16 protein-coding genes are annotated in these 16,347 nt (G+C 33.9%); 3 read left to right on the top strand and 13 right to left on the bottom strand.

Going from position 1 to position 16,347, the window contains the following annotated elements:
* Positions 1-123: 123 nt before the first annotated feature.
* The 5 genes from gltX to P6940_RS02230 are packed head-to-tail and all read right to left on the bottom strand — an operon-like array spanning position 124 to position 5,918.
* Positions 124-1,593 (bottom strand): glutamate--tRNA ligase, encoded by a 1,470-nt coding sequence (gltX, locus tag P6940_RS02210; protein ID WP_277293079.1) that lies wholly within the window; start codon positions 1,591-1,593, stop codon positions 124-126.
* A gap of 18 nt (positions 1,594-1,611) precedes the next feature.
* On the bottom strand, positions 1,612-2,817 hold the full coding sequence (gene ispD / locus P6940_RS02215; protein WP_277293080.1) for a 2-C-methyl-D-erythritol 4-phosphate cytidylyltransferase: 1,206 nt from the start codon (positions 2,815-2,817) through the stop codon (positions 1,612-1,614).
* Positions 2,818-2,832: 15 nt separating this feature from the next.
* Entirely contained in the window at positions 2,833-3,990 is a 1,158-nt protein-coding gene (locus P6940_RS02220; protein ID WP_277293081.1) for a PIN/TRAM domain-containing protein, read from the bottom strand.
* A 41-nt stretch (positions 3,991-4,031) separates the two neighbouring features.
* Positions 4,032-5,414 (bottom strand): DNA repair protein RadA, encoded by a 1,383-nt coding sequence (radA, locus tag P6940_RS02225; RefSeq protein WP_277293082.1) that lies wholly within the window; start codon positions 5,412-5,414, stop codon positions 4,032-4,034.
* Between the two features lie 6 nt (positions 5,415-5,420).
* Positions 5,421-5,918, bottom strand: a complete 498-nt coding sequence (locus tag P6940_RS02230; RefSeq protein ID WP_028257071.1) for a CtsR family transcriptional regulator — start codon at positions 5,916-5,918, stop codon at positions 5,421-5,423.
* Positions 5,919-6,159: 241 nt separating this feature from the next.
* Between P6940_RS02230 and P6940_RS02235 the strand changes: the two genes are divergently transcribed.
* Positions 6,160-6,666: an S-adenosylmethionine decarboxylase family protein gene (locus tag P6940_RS02235; RefSeq protein ID WP_028257072.1), complete on the top strand. Its 507-nt coding sequence runs from the start codon at positions 6,160-6,162 to the stop codon at positions 6,664-6,666.
* A 28-nt stretch (positions 6,667-6,694) separates the two neighbouring features.
* On the opposite strand, the gene P6940_RS02240 is transcribed toward P6940_RS02235, so the two are convergent.
* Both P6940_RS02240 and msrB read right to left on the bottom strand, forming a co-directional pair.
* Positions 6,695-7,366, bottom strand: coding sequence for an HAD hydrolase-like protein (locus P6940_RS02240; protein WP_277293083.1), 672 nt, complete (start codon positions 7,364-7,366; stop codon positions 6,695-6,697).
* Positions 7,367-7,370: 4 nt separating this feature from the next.
* On the bottom strand, positions 7,371-8,357 hold the full coding sequence (gene msrB, locus P6940_RS02245) for a peptide-methionine (R)-S-oxide reductase MsrB (RefSeq protein WP_071838021.1): 987 nt from the start codon (positions 8,355-8,357) through the stop codon (positions 7,371-7,373).
* 131 nt (positions 8,358-8,488) lie between these two features.
* Here msrB and P6940_RS02250 point away from each other — a divergent pair, with 131 nt between their 5' ends.
* Together P6940_RS02250 and P6940_RS02255 are read left to right on the top strand one after the other, a co-directional pair.
* Positions 8,489-8,758: a (2Fe-2S)-binding protein gene (locus tag P6940_RS02250; RefSeq protein ID WP_051211951.1), complete on the top strand. Its 270-nt coding sequence runs from the start codon at positions 8,489-8,491 to the stop codon at positions 8,756-8,758.
* A gap of 220 nt (positions 8,759-8,978) precedes the next feature.
* A complete protein-coding gene (locus tag P6940_RS02255) occupies positions 8,979-9,203 on the top strand; it encodes a (2Fe-2S)-binding protein (RefSeq protein ID WP_028257074.1) in 225 nt (74 codons plus the stop codon).
* 379 nt (positions 9,204-9,582) lie between these two features.
* Here the strand turns inward: P6940_RS02255 and sufU are convergent, their stop codons facing one another.
* From sufU to P6940_RS02285, 6 genes are all read right to left on the bottom strand, one after another.
* On the bottom strand, positions 9,583-10,008 hold the full coding sequence (sufU, locus tag P6940_RS02260) for a Fe-S cluster assembly sulfur transfer protein SufU (RefSeq protein WP_038151704.1): 426 nt from the start codon (positions 10,006-10,008) through the stop codon (positions 9,583-9,585).
* Positions 10,009-10,020: 12 nt separating this feature from the next.
* Complete coding sequence (locus P6940_RS02265) at positions 10,021-11,250, bottom strand: SufS family cysteine desulfurase (RefSeq protein ID WP_277293084.1); 1,230 nt, start codon at positions 11,248-11,250, stop codon at positions 10,021-10,023.
* Between the two features lie 21 nt (positions 11,251-11,271).
* Entirely contained in the window at positions 11,272-12,330 is a 1,059-nt protein-coding gene (locus P6940_RS02270; protein ID WP_277293085.1) for a SufB/SufD family protein, read from the bottom strand.
* A 9-nt stretch (positions 12,331-12,339) separates the two neighbouring features.
* Positions 12,340-13,752 (bottom strand): Fe-S cluster assembly protein SufB, encoded by a 1,413-nt coding sequence (gene sufB / locus P6940_RS02275; RefSeq protein ID WP_038151709.1) that lies wholly within the window; start codon positions 13,750-13,752, stop codon positions 12,340-12,342.
* A gap of 13 nt (positions 13,753-13,765) precedes the next feature.
* On the bottom strand, positions 13,766-14,509 hold the full coding sequence (gene sufC / locus P6940_RS02280) for a Fe-S cluster assembly ATPase SufC (RefSeq protein ID WP_028257079.1): 744 nt from the start codon (positions 14,507-14,509) through the stop codon (positions 13,766-13,768).
* A 303-nt stretch (positions 14,510-14,812) separates the two neighbouring features.
* Positions 14,813-16,072, bottom strand: a complete 1,260-nt coding sequence (locus P6940_RS02285; protein WP_038151710.1) for a diaminopimelate decarboxylase family protein — start codon at positions 16,070-16,072, stop codon at positions 14,813-14,815.
* Positions 16,073-16,347 lie beyond the last annotated feature (275 nt).

Here is a 16,347-nt window from a genome sequence, read left to right on the forward strand (position 1 = left end):
AATCTTCCCCATGATTTCTTTTCAGAGAAAAATCAATAGTGTATACAATAATGAGCTATTTCTACATAAATAAAAATAATGCACCTTATATGTAAGATGCACTATTTTTATGGATACCTATTGCTAGTTTAATAAATCGCTAACATGGGTCAAACGATTTAGACATGTGTCTTTGCCTAGTAATGTGATGATATTATTTAAATCAGGTCCATGCATTTGTCCAGTTAATGCGACGCGAATTGGCATAAATACAAATTTACCTTTTAGTTTTGTTTCTTTCATAACTGCTTTAATAGCTGCTTTAACTTCATCTGGTGATAGAATTTCCATGGCGGATAATTTATCATGAAAACTAGTTAATACTGTATTTGCACTTTCTTCTGCTAGTACAGCTAGTAACTCATCTTTGTGCTCTTTTTCAAGTGTTACTGTATTAGCAAAGAAAAGAGCGACGTGTTCGACAATTTGTGCACCAAAACTAATATGATCACGCACAGTAGCACATAACATTGTAAACCAATCTCGTTGCTCTTCTGTTAGTGTACTAGGCGCATAGCCAGCTTGTTGTAAATGTGGCAAGCACAACTCTAACAATTCGTTATTAGTAAGTTTTTTCATATAGTTAAAGTTAATCCAGTTTAATTTATCAATATCGAATACCGCAGGATTTTTGGCTACATGATCCATAGAAAAAGCCTGTATCAATTCATCTTTGGTGAATAATTCTTGTTCTCCTTCTGGTGACCATCCTAATAGTGCTAAAAAATTTATGAGTGCATCTGGTAAATATCCTAATTGACGATACTGATCTACTGAGGTTGCACCATGACGCTTAGACATTTTTTTATAATCTTTGCCTAAAATTAATGAAATATGTCCAAATTTAGGTATAGACCAGCCTAATGCTTTATAGATAGCAATTTGACGTGGTGTATTTGACAAGTGTTCTTCTGCACGAATAACATGTGTGATTCCCATTGTATGGTCATCTACTACAACGGCAAAATTATATACAGGCATGCCATCTGATTTTACAATGACAAAATCTCCAATGCCATTAGATTCAAAGGATACGTTACCACGTACCATATCCTCTACAACATAAGTTTCATTTAATGGTACTCGTAAGCGAATAGTAGGTTTACGGCCTTCTTTTTTATACGTTTCAATTTGTTCTTCTGTTAATTGATGACAATGACCATTATATTTAGGAGTTTCCCCCTTGTTCATTTGTTTAGTACGTTCTGCATCTAATTCTTCTTGTGTACAGTAACAATAATATGCTTTTCCTTCAGCTAGTAGACGGTCTACAACGTTTTTGTAGATATCTAATCGTTCTGTTTGACGATAAGGTCCAGCATCACCCCCTACGTCAATTCCTTCATTCCAATCCATTCCTAGCCAACGCAAAGCAGCTTTAATATTTTCTTCACTTTCTTTACTGGAACGTGCTAAATCTGTATCTTCGATGCGGACGAGGAAAGTACCTTGTTCTTTTCTAGCTAAAAGCCAGTTAAATAAGGCAGAACGAGCTCCTCCGATATGAAAAGGGCCTGTAGGGCTGGGAGCAAAACGAACTTTCATTGTACTCATTATAATAATCTCTCCTTGTTATTTTATTTCGTAAATAGAAACTACTGCTTGCGCAGCAATTCCTTCGTGACGACCAATAGCACCAAGTTGCTCATTGGTAGTTGCTTTGATACTGATTCGATCTACTGGAATATTCATTATAGTGTGTATATTCAGTTTCATGGCCTCAATATGTGGTTTCAACTTTGGCGCTTCTGCAATTACCATAATATCTATATTATAAGCTTGAAAGCTATGTTCTTTCAATAAAGAAATTACTTTTTTTAGTAGTTTCATACTAGAAATATCTTTAAAGGTTTCATCATTGGGTGGGAAATAATAACCAATATCACGTAAACCAGCAGCACCTAATAAAGCATCCATTAATGCATGGATAAGAACATCAGCATCAGAATGACCGTCTGGTCCTATTGGAGAATCAATCAAAACACCTCCCAATATACAGGGACGCCCTTTTTTAAAACGATGTATGTCATAGCCGAATCCAACTCGCATCATAGAGTTTTCCTCACTTTCAAAAATACCTAAATGACTTTTTATAACAGGGATATCATTGGGAGTCGTTAATTTAACATTACGGTAATCACCTGTAATGACTTTAACAGGTGCTCCCAATAATTCAATTAATGATACGTCATCTGTTCCTACATAGTTATGTATTTTGGCATTTTGATGAGCTTTTTTAAACAGATCTTTTTTAAATCCTTGTGGTGTTTGCATATGATATAATTCGTTTCGATTTAATGTTTCTTGTATAAATCCTTTTTCATCGACCCGTTTAATTGTATCAATAGCAGGAATAGCTGCTACAGCAGCACCATGTTGTTTGGCAGATATAGCAACATCATTAAATAATTTTGCCTTTGCAACTGGTCTTGCACCATCATGGACAAGAACGATATCAGTAGTATCCATTACTTTGGAAAGCCCTGCTCGTACTGAATCTTGACGTTCTGTTCCACCTGCAACATACTCTATTATGTAAGGAACTTTTCGATGTAATGTATGAGTTACATAATTTTGAAAATTATGTGACTCACGTTTTAACCGATCTAACTCATGAGTAGCCCCGACAATAATTACTTGTGCTATATCATCTACATCTAACAGATGAAATAAGTCCCATTGTAATACTGATAAAGGCCCCAAGGAAAGAAACACTTTATTCTCTTTTGCTTTCATACGGCGGGCTGACCCTGCCGCTAATAGAATACAACTTATCATAATTATCCTTCATATTTAATTATTACTATCTTTTTGTCCATCAACACGAGCAAATATCATTTTTCCCGCATTAGTTTGTAAGATAGAGGTTACCATTACATCGATGCTCTGATGAATATAGGGACCACCATCTTCAATGACAATCATAGTTCCGTCATCTAAATAAGCAATGCCTTGATTATCTTCTTTTCCAGCCTTAATAATATCAACGCGAATCCATTCACCAGATACTAAGCTTGATTTCATTGCATTAGCTAGTTCATTTAGGTTTAATACGTGTATTCCTTGTAGACTAGCCACTTTATTCAAGTTAAAATCCGTTGTCAATAATTTTAAGTGTTTATCTAAGGCAAGACGCATTAATTTGGTATCTACTTCCTGAATTTCTGGATAATCATCATTAATGATTATAATATCTATGATATTTAATTCCTGCATTTCTCGAAGCATATCTAACCCGCGACGTCCTCTTGTGCGCTTTAGAGAATCTGATGAATCAGCAATCAGTTGCAATTCTTCTAAAACAAATACAGGAATTACTAATGGACCTTCTATAAATCCAGTCTTACATAATTCTTTAATGCGTCCATCAATGATAACAGATGTATCTATTAGTTTTGCTACTGTTTGTGCAGTAAATCGTTTTTTTGCACTACCTTTCAGTAATTCATCTGTTACTGTAAGTTCTCTTGTTTTGTGGGCATTTTTGTTTTCAATCCATGTTGAATATAGAGTCGGCCCTTTTTGTACCATTAATTTTACACCTAAATATCCTAAAATAGCGCTTAGCACTATAGGTATATAAGGCCCTACAAATGGAACACGATAAAAAGCGACACCAATTAAGTTAGCAATAATAAGTCCAAATAATAATCCAATGGCGCCGGCAATAAGATCTTTACTAGGAATACGTGATAAGATTCGCTCTAATATTTTCGATATATGTAAACCTTGTAATAAAATAGAAGCTGAAACTATATAGCCGATAATACCTCCAATAACACCGCCTAATACGATAGCGATAATTTTAACGGCAGAAACGCCTAAAATGCCAAAATTTAGAAATTTCATAGCAATTATAGGTGATAACATAGGCATAACACTATCAACAACCATAAATCCCATAATTCCAATTAAAATGGCAATTACATATCGTAATAAGTTGAATAACATAAGCTCACCTCCTTTCATGGATACTATATTTATATTATATTCTATGAAGTAAATACTAAGTGCATTGCTTCTTGAATCGTTTTTACGCCACGAATGGCAATGCTAGAAGTATCTGTTACTTGTGCCATATTACCATTCGGTATAATGAATCGTTTAAATCCTAATTTTTTTGCTTCCCCTATGCGTTGTTCAATGCGAGGAATGCTTCTTACATTACCAGTTAGTCCAACTTCACCTAAAATAATCATATCTGATGGAACTGAACGATTTTTTAAATTGGATACGATAGCAACAGCAATTGATAAATCACAGGCAGGTTCATTTACTTTAAGACCGCCAATAACATTGACATATACGTCTTTATTACTGAGTGTACAGCCACACCGTTTTTCTAATACAGCTAGTAGTACAATGAGACGATTTAAATCATAGCCGATAGAAGTGCGACGAGGCATTCCAAATGCAGTAGCTACTACTAAACTTTGTACCTCTACTAATAAAGGCCTAAGACCCTCTAAATAGATCATAACTGCAGAGCCATTTTCTTCGTCAGATCGTTCGGCTAATAAAGAAATGGATGGATCTTTTAGTTCTTCAAGACCTGATTCTTTCATGGCAAAAATACCTGTTTCAGAGGTAGACCCAAAACGATTTTTTATAGACCGTAAAATTCTAAATTGATAAGAGCGCTCGCCTTCAAAATAAAGAACTACATCCACCATATGTTCTAACATGCGTGGCCCTGCAATATTACCATCTTTGGTTACATGACCAATGATGATAATAGGTATATTCTCTTCCTTAGCAAATCGTAGTAATCGTGCGGTGCATTCGCGCACTTGGCTAACGCTTCCAGGTGCTGCATCAATGGTATCGCAAAACATAGTTTGAATAGAGTCAATAATAATGCAGGCTGGGTGCACCACTAGTGCTTGTGATAAAATATAGTCTAAATTAATATCCGCTAATACATGTAACGTAGTATTATTAATTCCTAGCCGCTCAGCACGTACCTTTAATTGTAGCTGCGACTCCTCTCCAGAAGCATATAGAACAATACCTTTCGTGGAGGCTATATGTGCAGACACTTGTAATAATAAAGTAGATTTTCCAATACCTGGATCTCCTCCGAGTAATATAAGTGAGCCTGGTACAATGCCACCACCTAGTACGCGATCTACTTCTATGAGCGTTGTTGAAATACGTTTTATATCCGTTACTTCAATTGTATTGATCGGTGTAGGTTTATTATTAGATTCGCTTACAGTAGAATTTTTTTGACTTTTTAGTGGCGTATCATACATTACTTCTTCCACTAGTGTATTCCACTGTCCACATTGTGGGCATCGCCCCATCCATTTAGGACTTTCTGCACCACATTCATTACAAAAGAATACAGTCTTTTTCTTTCCTAATTTTGCCATATGGCCTTACACAACCTCCTGTAAAGTAGAAAGCATTGTTTTGTATAATGCACGTACTGCTTGATTTCTTCGATCAGAACGCGTTGTTTCAATAAGACTAGTAAATGCGTCATGCATAAGCATTGCTTCTCGATGCGTCATACCTTTTGATTGTATCAATGTATATAATTCTTTATCAATATCATCTATTTCAATAAGTCGTTCCTGGTATAATTGTGTTTGTAAATCTTGTTGATACACTTCCTGGTTATTCATAGGTGCAGGAAGGTTTTTGTCAAGTTCAATAGGAATACGAGTAATACGAATATACCCTCCTAAGCCACGTCTTGATTCTACAATAAATCCTTTTTCATTAGAAAATCGAGTGCTCAATACATAACTAATCTGTGAAGGAGCACATTCTAATTTATCAGCCAATTCATTGCGTCGTAATATATTTTGTTCAGGATCTTCTGTTATTTTATCGAGTATAAATTGTTCAATTTTATCTGCCAAAATACTCATATCTATCACCTAACCTTAGAAAAAACTATTTTTGACTTTTTGTCTTTTATATTTAAAGTATAGGTAACTTAGTAATAAATGTCAACTCTATACAATCTTAAGACTATATATTTTACTTTTACCCAATATATGGTATGATAATGAGTACCAATATACTATGTATATAGTTTATATAATTAAAGTATGTTACGATATGTCAATTATTATAATTATAAAATCTATTTGAAAGGATGATATATCCGTGTCAGAAGCATTAGGACAGCACTTATTGATTGATTTTTATGCCTGTTTAGGCGAATCCGTATCATCTCCTATTTTATTACAAGAGAGCTTAGCTACCGCTATGGAAGTTGCTAATCAACATATTGATGAAATAAGTTGTCAAGTAATGGATGATGAAATTGTATTGATTGCTATTGCACCTCATTTTCACGTTTGTCTTCATACCTATCCAGAATTAGGGTATGTAGCAGTAGATATTTATGAATTTAATAACACCGTACCTGCTACGCTATTAATGAAAGAATTAAAACGTGCATTTCATGCAGAAAAAGTAAAAGCTACTAGCATTCGTCGAGCTGATTTCGGTTCAGAACGAGATATGAAGCCTCGTCGTCGTACTACATTAACTGCATTAGGACGAGTTAATCGCACACGCATTCAAATTAAACAAACAGGGACAAAATTAAAGTCAACCGGTACGAAAGTATTTAAAGCCATTACAAAGCAAAATAAAAAAAGACAGTAGATTATTTCATCTACTGTCTTTTTTTATTTTAGGTGTAATCATTTTTCAAAATAACATCTAATACATCTAACGGTGTATCACATAGATATGTAGCATTTGCTTTTTTTAATTCTTCTAATGTACCATATCCATATAATACACCAATCCCTTTGCAGTCGTATTCTTTAGCTGCATGCATATCATACATACGATCACCAACCATATATTGAACGGTATAATTACAATTAGATGGTAATAACTGATATGAGGCCTCTAATGCTGCATGCAAAATTCCATCTTTTCGAATAATACCTGTGTTATAATTAGCACCTTTAATCACATGAAAATATGATGCTAATTGAAAATGTTCTAATATTTCTCTGGCTTGTTCTTCTGGCTTAGCCGTTGCAACAGCCAGTATATAATTTTTCTTTCGTAAGGTAGATAACACATAAGGAATATCTTGATACACTTTATTTTCAAATTTTCCAATTGATACATATCGTTTTCTAAATGCTTGATAATATATATGTGCTTCTGTATCATCCATATGACAATGCTCTTTAAATGAATCGACAATAGGAGGTCCAATAAATAAATTTAAAATGTCATTAGTAGGAATTGGTAAATCTCCACTTTCTAGAGCTGATTTTATAGAGTTCTTTATGCCCTCTGCGGAATCAGTTAATGTGCCATCTAAATCAAATACAACTAACTTCATGTCCTTACTCCTTACTAGTAAATAAAGGTAATAAATAACCATAGCCTTCTTCTTCTAACTTATCCAAAGGAATAAATCGTAAAGCAGCCCCATTAATACAATATCGTTTACCACCTAATTCAGAGGGACCATCATCAAATACATGACCTAAATGTGCATTACCTACTCTGCTTTTTACTTCTGTACGAACCATGTTATGTGATGTATCACGTGAATAAATAACTACATCATTACTAATGCTTTTAGAAAAACTAGGCCAGCCACAATGACTATCAAATTTATCATTTGAAGAAAATAGAGGTTCTCCTGTTGTAATATCTACATAGATGCCTGGTAACATATTTTGATAATATTCACTAGAAAATGGTGGTTCGGTTCCATTTTCTTGTGTTACATAATAGGACCAATTAGGTAAAGTGTCTTTCAGTGTAGTTATATCAGGACATGTATATTCATCTTTGATAATCAATGGTTCATTCATAATAGTTTGTGGAATATGGCAATAGCCATGAGGGTTTGCTGCCAAGTATGATTGATGATAGTCTTCTGCCTTATAAAAGTTTTCTAGGGGAGCCACTTCGACAACAATAGGATCTTTATATAGAGAACTTATATGTGAACACATGGCTGTAATTGTATCAACATCCTTTTGATCTATATAATAAATACCTGTTCTATATTGACTTCCTATATCATTACCTTGTCGATTTATACTAGTGGGATCAATAATTCGAAAGTAATAATGTAATAAACGATATAAACTAATATGGGATGGGTTATAGATTACCTTTACAGTTTCTGCAAATCCCGTTGTATCTGTGCAAACTTCCTCATACGTAGGATGATTAGTTATGCCATTTGCATAGCCAACCTCGGTTTCTATAACACCATATATACGTTGTATATATGCTTCTACACCCCAAAAGCATCCTCCAGCTAAATAGATGATACGATTATCATTTGCTGTATCTATTTTTTTCATTCTACTCATGGTATCCTCCTAATTTATATGATGTTACTATTATACTGGTTTTAATTGGGTTAGCATAGACTCTAAGTAATAACTATGATACACTATATATAGATAAATTTAGAAATAATAAAAAATATGAAAGAAATATTATGAAATCTACTACAACTATAAATTACTGTCTTAGAGATACTCATACTAAAATATGCACTTGTCGTGGCATCACTACGTATACGATAAAAAAAGCTATCAATCAAGGCGCATGTACAATGAAACAAATTCAATCACAAACTGGTGCTACGTTAGGAATGTGTAAAGGTAAATATTGTGCCGCTAAGATTGTAGCGTTACTAAAAGAAGCTAATGTACTTCCCTATCAAATAAAAGACAGTGAGGAATATGATTCAAATAATACACCATAGTGAGTTCTTAGATGTATATGAAAGCAGACTCTAATTATTTAATCTACAATCGTATATTTTTAGATTTTTTAGTTTTCGTATAGATTACTCTTTGTGAGGGGAAATTTCTTATACAAACATCACCCACCTTATCTATACTAGATGTACTTAATTGTATGATAGAAATAAGGAAGAAAATTAGAATAATAAGTATTTATTTAATGTAATATAGGAGACTATAATGGATTTTGAAACACAAACTATTCCAGACAGTATTTTAGACAAGTATACAAAAGTTTGTACTTGTCGGAGTATTAGTCGTAAAACATTAAAAGAAGCCATTCATAATGGCTGCACATCAATTCCACAAATTAAAGAACAAACACGTGCTATGACTGGTTCTTGTAAAGGTAAAAATTGTGCGAGTAAAATTGTTGCTTTGCTGAAAGAAATGGATGCATTATAACTATATTTTTATTTATTAAGCAATAAACCTGTAAAAATTTATTTTATCATATATGATATACTGCTCTAAAAATAGTACCTCTCTGTATCAATACAGAAAGGTACTATTTTTTATCCATATCATAATTTCATAGAAATCTATTACTATATTTCGCCAATTTGATTACATACATGGAGTGATATTCGTATTCTTAATGGTTATAAAATACCAATGAAAATAATCTTCTATCTCCCGTTTATTAGATAGTCAGCGAGAATGGTGCATATTATTTTGAATCTTTTTTATGTATATTATAAAAATAGAGAAAAGTCGAACGAATAGCCTTAACTTTTCTCTATTGTATGAAAGTCACATTTTTTGATAATGCTTTATCCCCTTATTATTTTATCAATGCTTCTTTTAATGTATGCCATGCAAGTACAGCACATTTAACCCTGGCAGGCATATTAGAAATATTTTTTAATGCAATTGCATCTTCTAATTCTTCTAATTTTTCATCATCAGTTACGTCTTTTTTTATCATTCCTAAGAATAACTCAACTAAACGCAATGCTTCTTCTACGGATTTACCTTTAATAATATCAATCATCATAGAGGCGGAAGCTTGGCTAATAGCACATCCAGAGCCTGTATAAGCGGCATCTTTTATCATGCCATCTTCTATTTTGACTTGTAATGTCAAATCATCACCACAACTTGGGTTATGACCATGTTCGGATACGGTAAATTCATTTAATGCGTGCTTATTACGTTTATCTTGATTATGTTCCAAAATTAATTCAGTATATAATTGATCCATTTCCATATGGCATAACTCCTAATCCTTAAATCCCATAGTAGATCTAACTTTAGTCAAGGCTAATAAAAAGGCATCTAAATCTTCTTTCCTAGTATAAATATACATACTAAGTCGACTAGAAGCAGGTATATGATAAAAGGCCCCTAATGGTTGTGCACAGTGATGACCAGAACGAATAGCAATGCCAAAACTATCCATAATAGTAGCTACATCATGAGGATGTACATCATCAACTGTAAAGGCAATAACGCCATGTTTTTCTTTAGGATTTTTTGAGCCTAATACATTAATATGCGGTATTTCTAACATTTTAGGTAATACATAGGCTACTAATGATTCTTCATACGCCTCGATTGTATCCATACCAAAACTTTCTAAGTAATCGATAGCCGCATGTAATGTTACTGCCCCATGGGCATTGGGCGTACCAGCTTCAAATTTATAGGGTAATTCATTGAATGTAGTCGATTGTTCTTTTACATATTCAATCATATCCCCACCTAACAAAAATGGTGGCATCGTTTCTAATAAATGGCGTTTTCCATATAAAACACCAATCCCTTGAGAGGCACACATTTTATGTCCAGAGAATACAAAAAAGTCACAATCTAAATTTTGTACATCAATTTTCATATGTGGCGTTGATTGAGCACCATCAAGAACAACAACAGCGCCTACTTCATGGGCACGTTTTATTAAATCTCTATAAGGAAATTCCATGCCTAATACATTACTTACGTGAGCAAAGGCAACAATTTTAGTGTGACTATCAATTTTATTAATTTCTCCATCAGCTAGATGACCAGATTCATCTAAATACATATATTCTAATGTTGCACCAGTCTGATGTGCTACGTATTGCCAAGTTACTAGATTCGCATGATGTTCTGCTATAGTGATGACGATTTTATCACCTTTTGTTAAATTATTTACGCCATAACTATGAGCAATAAGATTCATGCTTTCTGTGCTATTGCGAGTAAATATAATTTCTTCACGGTGTTTAGCATTAATAAATTGTTGTACGCGGTTTCGTGCATTCTCATAGGCTTCGGAAGCTTCCACTGCTAATATGTGAGAGCCACGATGAGGATTCCCGTTATGCATCGACATATGTTCGATTAAGGCATCCATCACAGGTTGTGGAATTTGTGCTGTTGCACCACTATCCAAATAAATTATGGGCTTTCCATTATGTTTTCTTTTTAAAATGGGAAAATCTTTATATGCGTCTGCAATCGAATTCATACTACCCCTTCTTATATCTTCTTATATCTTCTTACGTACAGCTTCTAATGCTGCTTCTTCAATTAGTTTATCTCCGATACGATCAATAACAGGTCGAATCATAGACTCAACAATAATATGTTTTGCTTCATTTTCACTAAAACCACGACTCATCAAATAAAATAATTTACTTTGATCAATTTGTCCGGCGCTAGCAGCATGGTTACCTACTACATTGTCTTCTTTACATAATAATAATGGTAAGGATACTGATTTTACCGTTGGATCTAATAGTAAGCATGTATCTTCTTCAGCACCTTCAGCAGCCACACTACCACGAAGAAAATCCAAGGTTCCACGGAATGATTTTTTTGATGTATCCCGCAAGGCACCTAATGTATGAATATCACTACAGGTAGCTTTACCAATATGAGTCATTAACATAGAAATATCAAACTTTTGAGATTCATTACCTATATAAGCAAGATCATGAATTAATGAAGCTTCCTTACCAGATAAATCATTATCAAATGAATAATAATTTTCTTGACCACCGACTTCAATGTTTATAAATTTTACATCGCATTGTTCGCCATAATTAGCATAGCGATGTTCAAAGTGTTGTACATTATCACCTAATAGTTGGACTTTTTTTATAGTTACTTTAGCTTGAGATCCTGCATATAACTCAGTAAATAACTGCAAATGTGATGGTTCTTCTGTGTTTCCGTGTAAATAGTATGTGACAGTTAATTCAGCACCTTCGTCCACATGTAATTGTATACGTGTACGAGACGCATTACCTTTGCCAGACACAGCAATATCAATTTGAATAGATTCTTTATGATTAGCTGGTACATGTACCGTATAGCCTTCAAAAAAGTGATTAGCTACAGCGTCTAATACATGTGCATTAACGCCTGTATAGGTATCCTTTAATAGTGATTGATCAGCTAATGGTGTGATTATATCCTTATTAGCACTTATAGTTACTACACCAGAATTAATATCATTACCCCATACACAACCTTCAGTATGATTAACTTGTAACCATCGGAAAGTTGGTCTAGGCACTTCATTAAACAATAATGTGTTGTTCATCATTACCTCCTAACCGATAGAGCCTTCAAGCTCTAAAGTAATCAAGTTATTCATTTCTACTGCATATTCTAATGGCAATTCTTTAGATATAGGTTCTACAAAGCCACGAACTAGCATAGCACGTGCTTCTTCTTCACTAATACCACGAGTCATTAAGTAGAAAATAGCTTCATCGGAAATACGGCCAATTTTAGCTTCATGTCCTAAATCCACATTATCATTTTCTACAATAATAGTTGGAATTGTATCGGATTGTGAAATTTCATCTAACATTAGTGATTCACAGGATACAGTAGATTTTGAATGTTCTGCATTGGCGGCTATTTTAGTTAAACCACGATAAATAGCTGCACCACCACTCTTAGAAATAGATTTAGAGTTTACATTACTTGTTGTGTAAGGAGCAGCGTGAACTACTTTACAACCGGTATCTAAGAATTGGCCTTCTCCGGCAAAGGTAACGCCAGTAAATTCACAATGGGCCCCTTCACCTTTTAGAATACTCATAGGATACAAACATGATACATGGGAACCGAAGGAACCAGATACCCATTCAATTGTACCATTTTTGCCAACGGAACAGCGTTTAGTGTTCAAATTGTACATATTTTTGGACCAGTTTTCAATAGTTGAATAGCGTAAGGATGCGTTATCTTTTACAAATAATTCAACCGCACCAGCATGTAAGTTGGCCACATTGTACTTAGGTGCAGAACAACCTTCGATAAAGTGAGCTTTAGCCCCTTCCTCAATAATAATCATTGTGTGCTCAAATTGACCAGCTCCAGGTGCATTTAAGCGGAAATATGATTGTAATGGAATTTCTACTTCTACACCAGCTGGCACATAGACAAAAGATCCACCAGACCAAACGGCGCCATGTAAAGCGGCAAATTTATGATCAGTTGGAGGGATTAAAGTCATCCAGTATTTTTTTACAATATCTTCATAGTCGTGTAATGCTGTTTCAATATCAGTATATACAACACCTTGCTTTACTAAATCTTCTTGAATACTGTGATAGACAACTTCCGAGTCATATTGAGCACCCACACCAGCTAATGATGTTTTTTCAGCTTCAGGTATACCTAATCGATCAAAGGTACTCTTTATATCTTCTGGTACATCATTCCAATTCCCTTTCATATCCACTTTAGGCTTTACATAGGTAATAATACTGTCCATGTTTAATCCACTTATATCTGGCATCCAATTAGGGATATCTAGGGAGTGATAAATTTTTAAAGATTCTAATCTTTTTTCTAACATCCACTCTGGTTCATTTTTATTGGACCAGATTTCGCGGATGATATCTTCAGTTAATCCTGCATCAGATTTAAAAGAATAATCGAAGTCATTTTTTATGTCGTAAACGCCACGATCCATTTCTTCAATCTGTGTTTTCTTTCTTATGTCTTCCATCAGTGATAGCCTCCTACACTAATGCTTTATAGGCATCATATCCTTTTTCTTCTATTTCACCTACTAATGAAGCATCACCAGTTTTAACGATTTTTCCATCAATTAAAATGTGAACAAAATCAGGTTGTAATTTTTGAAGAATTGAGTTGTGATGAGTAATAATTAACACTGCATTTTCTTCATTGTGAAAGCGTCGTACACCTTCGGATACTATACGAACTGCGTCAACGTCTAGACCGGAATCAGTTTCATCTAGAATTGCTAATTTAGGATTTAAAATCGACATTTGAAGAATTTCATTTTTCTTTCGTTCCCCACCACTAAATCCTTCATTCACATATCTAGCCGCATAGGAAGTATCAAACGATAATTCTTCCATTTTTTCTTTTAATTCTTTTTTAAATGCCAAAGCACGTACAGGTTGACCTGTTATAGTAGCCTTTGCTGTGCGAATAAAGTTTTCTACAGTGATACCTGGTACAGAAATAGGATTTTGAAAGGACATGAAAATACCTTTTTTGGCACGTTCATTAACAGGCTCATTTGTAATATCTTCGCCTTCAAATGTAATAGTTCCATTGGTTACCGTATATTTAGGATTTCCAAGAATTGCATTGGCTAAGGTAGATTTACCAGCACCATTAGTCCCCATGACAACATGAATTTCTCCCTTATTAATTGTTAAGTCTAAACCTTTTAGAATTGGTTTATCTTCAACTGCAACTTTCAAATTTTTTACTTGAAGCAATTCAGTCAAAATTTTCACTCCTTTAATATATTACGATGAGTAATCATTAATCATTCTCTATGTTGATTACTCTATATACTAGTAATCAGTTAAACCAATATCATAGTTTAACTAAAGTATTATGTACAAAAAAGCAGAAAAAGCGGCATACACTAAAGTGAATACCGCCCAGTATATAATTTAAGCCACTTCAGCACCATGTACATAATTCTCATATACTTATTATACATGGTAAATTACTGGCTTGCAACAAATTCCTAATAATTTACTATGAATTTGTGTAATTTCATATATATTCTTATTTAATATGGTTTACAGGTGGGAAAAGTCTAAGGTTGCAAATAAGTCATCATAGGTTTCAGCACGACGGATTTCAGTAACACTTTTATCGTCGTGTAATAACAATTCAGCAGACCTCAATTTCCCATTGTAATTAAAACCCATAGCATGCCCATGGGCACCAGTGTCATGAATAACAATACGATCGCCTATATCGATTTTAGGTAGTGTTCGTTGAATAGCAAATTTATCGTTATTTTCGCATAGTGAACCAGTTATATCATATATGTGATCTAATGGCGCATTCTCTTTACCGACTACAGTTATATGATGGTAAGAACCATATAAAGCAGGACGCATTAAATTTGCCATACACGCATCGAGACCGATGTAATGTCTATAAATATCTTTTTTGTGAATCGCTGTTGTTACAAGATATCCAAATGGTCCAGTAACCATGCGTCCACATTCAAAAGCTATTGTTGTATCGCTCATGCCATTGGATTTTAATGTAGATTCCCATTCATGTTGTATACCTTTGCTTAGTAAATTGAAATCCACTGGGGTTTCTTCGGGACGATATGCAACACCTATACCACCGCCTAAGTCGATAAATTCAATTATTACTCCCAATTTATTTTTTATTTCTACAGCTAAATCAAAACAAATTTTAGCTGTTCCTACTAAACCATTTACATCTAATTCATTAGAGCAAACCATGGTATGAATACCAAAGTGTAAAACACCGCGTTTTTGTGCAAACGCAATAGCTTTAAAAATTTGTTCTCTGGTCATACCGTATTTTGCTTCTTCCGGAACACCAATGATATCATTACCACCTTCTTTGAGGGAGCCAGGGTTATATCGGAAACACATTGTATCTGGAAATGTTTCGACTCCGTTGTCCACCAAATATTGTAACATGGTGATATCATCTAAATTTAACAGTGCACCTAATTCTAATGCTTTTTGATATTCGCAAAAAGGAGTGTCATTCGATGTGAATAAAATATCATGGCCAGTAAGCCCTATTTTTTCGCAAAGTAATAGTTCTGCTAAAGAAGAACAGTCAGCACCGACTCCCTCTTTCTGTAATAGTTTCATAATATATGGGTTAGGCGTAGCTTTCACTGCAAAATATTCTTTAAATTTTGGAGCCCAATCAAAGGCTTTAATAAACCGACGAATATTATCTATAATTCCTTTTTCATCATAAATATGAAATGGTGTTGGATGGGTGGCTATTATCGATTCCAATTCTTCTTCTGTAAAGGGTAATGATTTTGTATTCATAGATTTCTCCTCAAACTCTATATGATTAAATATGTATATATTTTTATCCTAATATTCGTTATTATAATATATTTTATAGCATATTACAATTATGATAGGCATATTTTCTGTATCAATATACAGATTATGCATTATGTATGTGTATATGTTTTATATGGAATATACGGACAATTAGAGGTATCGACTTTGATTACCTATTGACTTCTATCATAAAAAAGCAGGCTTACATACTAGTAAACCTGCTTTTGCATTCGCTCCTATGAGCGCGTGTATGA

Source organism: Veillonella montpellierensis, assembly GCF_947090115.1.
GTDB lineage: Bacteria > Bacillota > Negativicutes > Veillonellales > Veillonellaceae > Veillonella > Veillonella montpellierensis.

Coding starts and splice junctions, on each gene's coding strand:
- P6940_RS02265 (WP_277293084.1), bottom strand. CDS start 11,250: ATGAATTCGATTGCAGACGCATATAAAGATTTTCCCATTTTAAAAAGA.
- sufU (WP_038151704.1), bottom strand. CDS start 10,008: ATGGAAATGGATCAATTATATACTGAATTAATTTTGGAACATAATCAA.
- P6940_RS02250 (WP_051211951.1), top strand. CDS start 8,489: ATGAAATCTACTACAACTATAAATTACTGTCTTAGAGATACTCATACT.
- radA (WP_277293082.1), bottom strand. CDS start 5,414: ATGGCAAAATTAGGAAAGAAAAAGACTGTATTCTTTTGTAATGAATGT.
- sufB (WP_038151709.1), bottom strand. CDS start 13,752: ATGGAAGACATAAGAAAGAAAACACAGATTGAAGAAATGGATCGTGGC.
- P6940_RS02230 (WP_028257071.1), bottom strand. CDS start 5,918: ATGAGTATTTTGGCAGATAAAATTGAACAATTTATACTCGATAAAATA.
- msrB (WP_071838021.1), bottom strand. CDS start 8,357: ATGAGTAGAATGAAAAAAATAGATACAGCAAATGATAATCGTATCATC.
- P6940_RS02255 (WP_028257074.1), top strand. CDS start 8,979: ATGGATTTTGAAACACAAACTATTCCAGACAGTATTTTAGACAAGTAT.
- gltX (WP_277293079.1), bottom strand. CDS start 1,593: ATGAGTACAATGAAAGTTCGTTTTGCTCCCAGCCCTACAGGCCCTTTT.
- P6940_RS02285 (WP_038151710.1), bottom strand. CDS start 16,072: ATGAATACAAAATCATTACCCTTTACAGAAGAAGAATTGGAATCGATA.
- ispD (WP_277293080.1), bottom strand. CDS start 2,817: ATGATAAGTTGTATTCTATTAGCGGCAGGGTCAGCCCGCCGTATGAAA.
- P6940_RS02270 (WP_277293085.1), bottom strand. CDS start 12,330: ATGAACAACACATTATTGTTTAATGAAGTGCCTAGACCAACTTTCCGA.
- P6940_RS02240 (WP_277293083.1), bottom strand. CDS start 7,366: ATGAAGTTAGTTGTATTTGATTTAGATGGCACATTAACTGATTCCGCA.
- P6940_RS02220 (WP_277293081.1), bottom strand. CDS start 3,990: ATGTTATTCAACTTATTACGATATGTAATTGCCATTTTAATTGGAATT.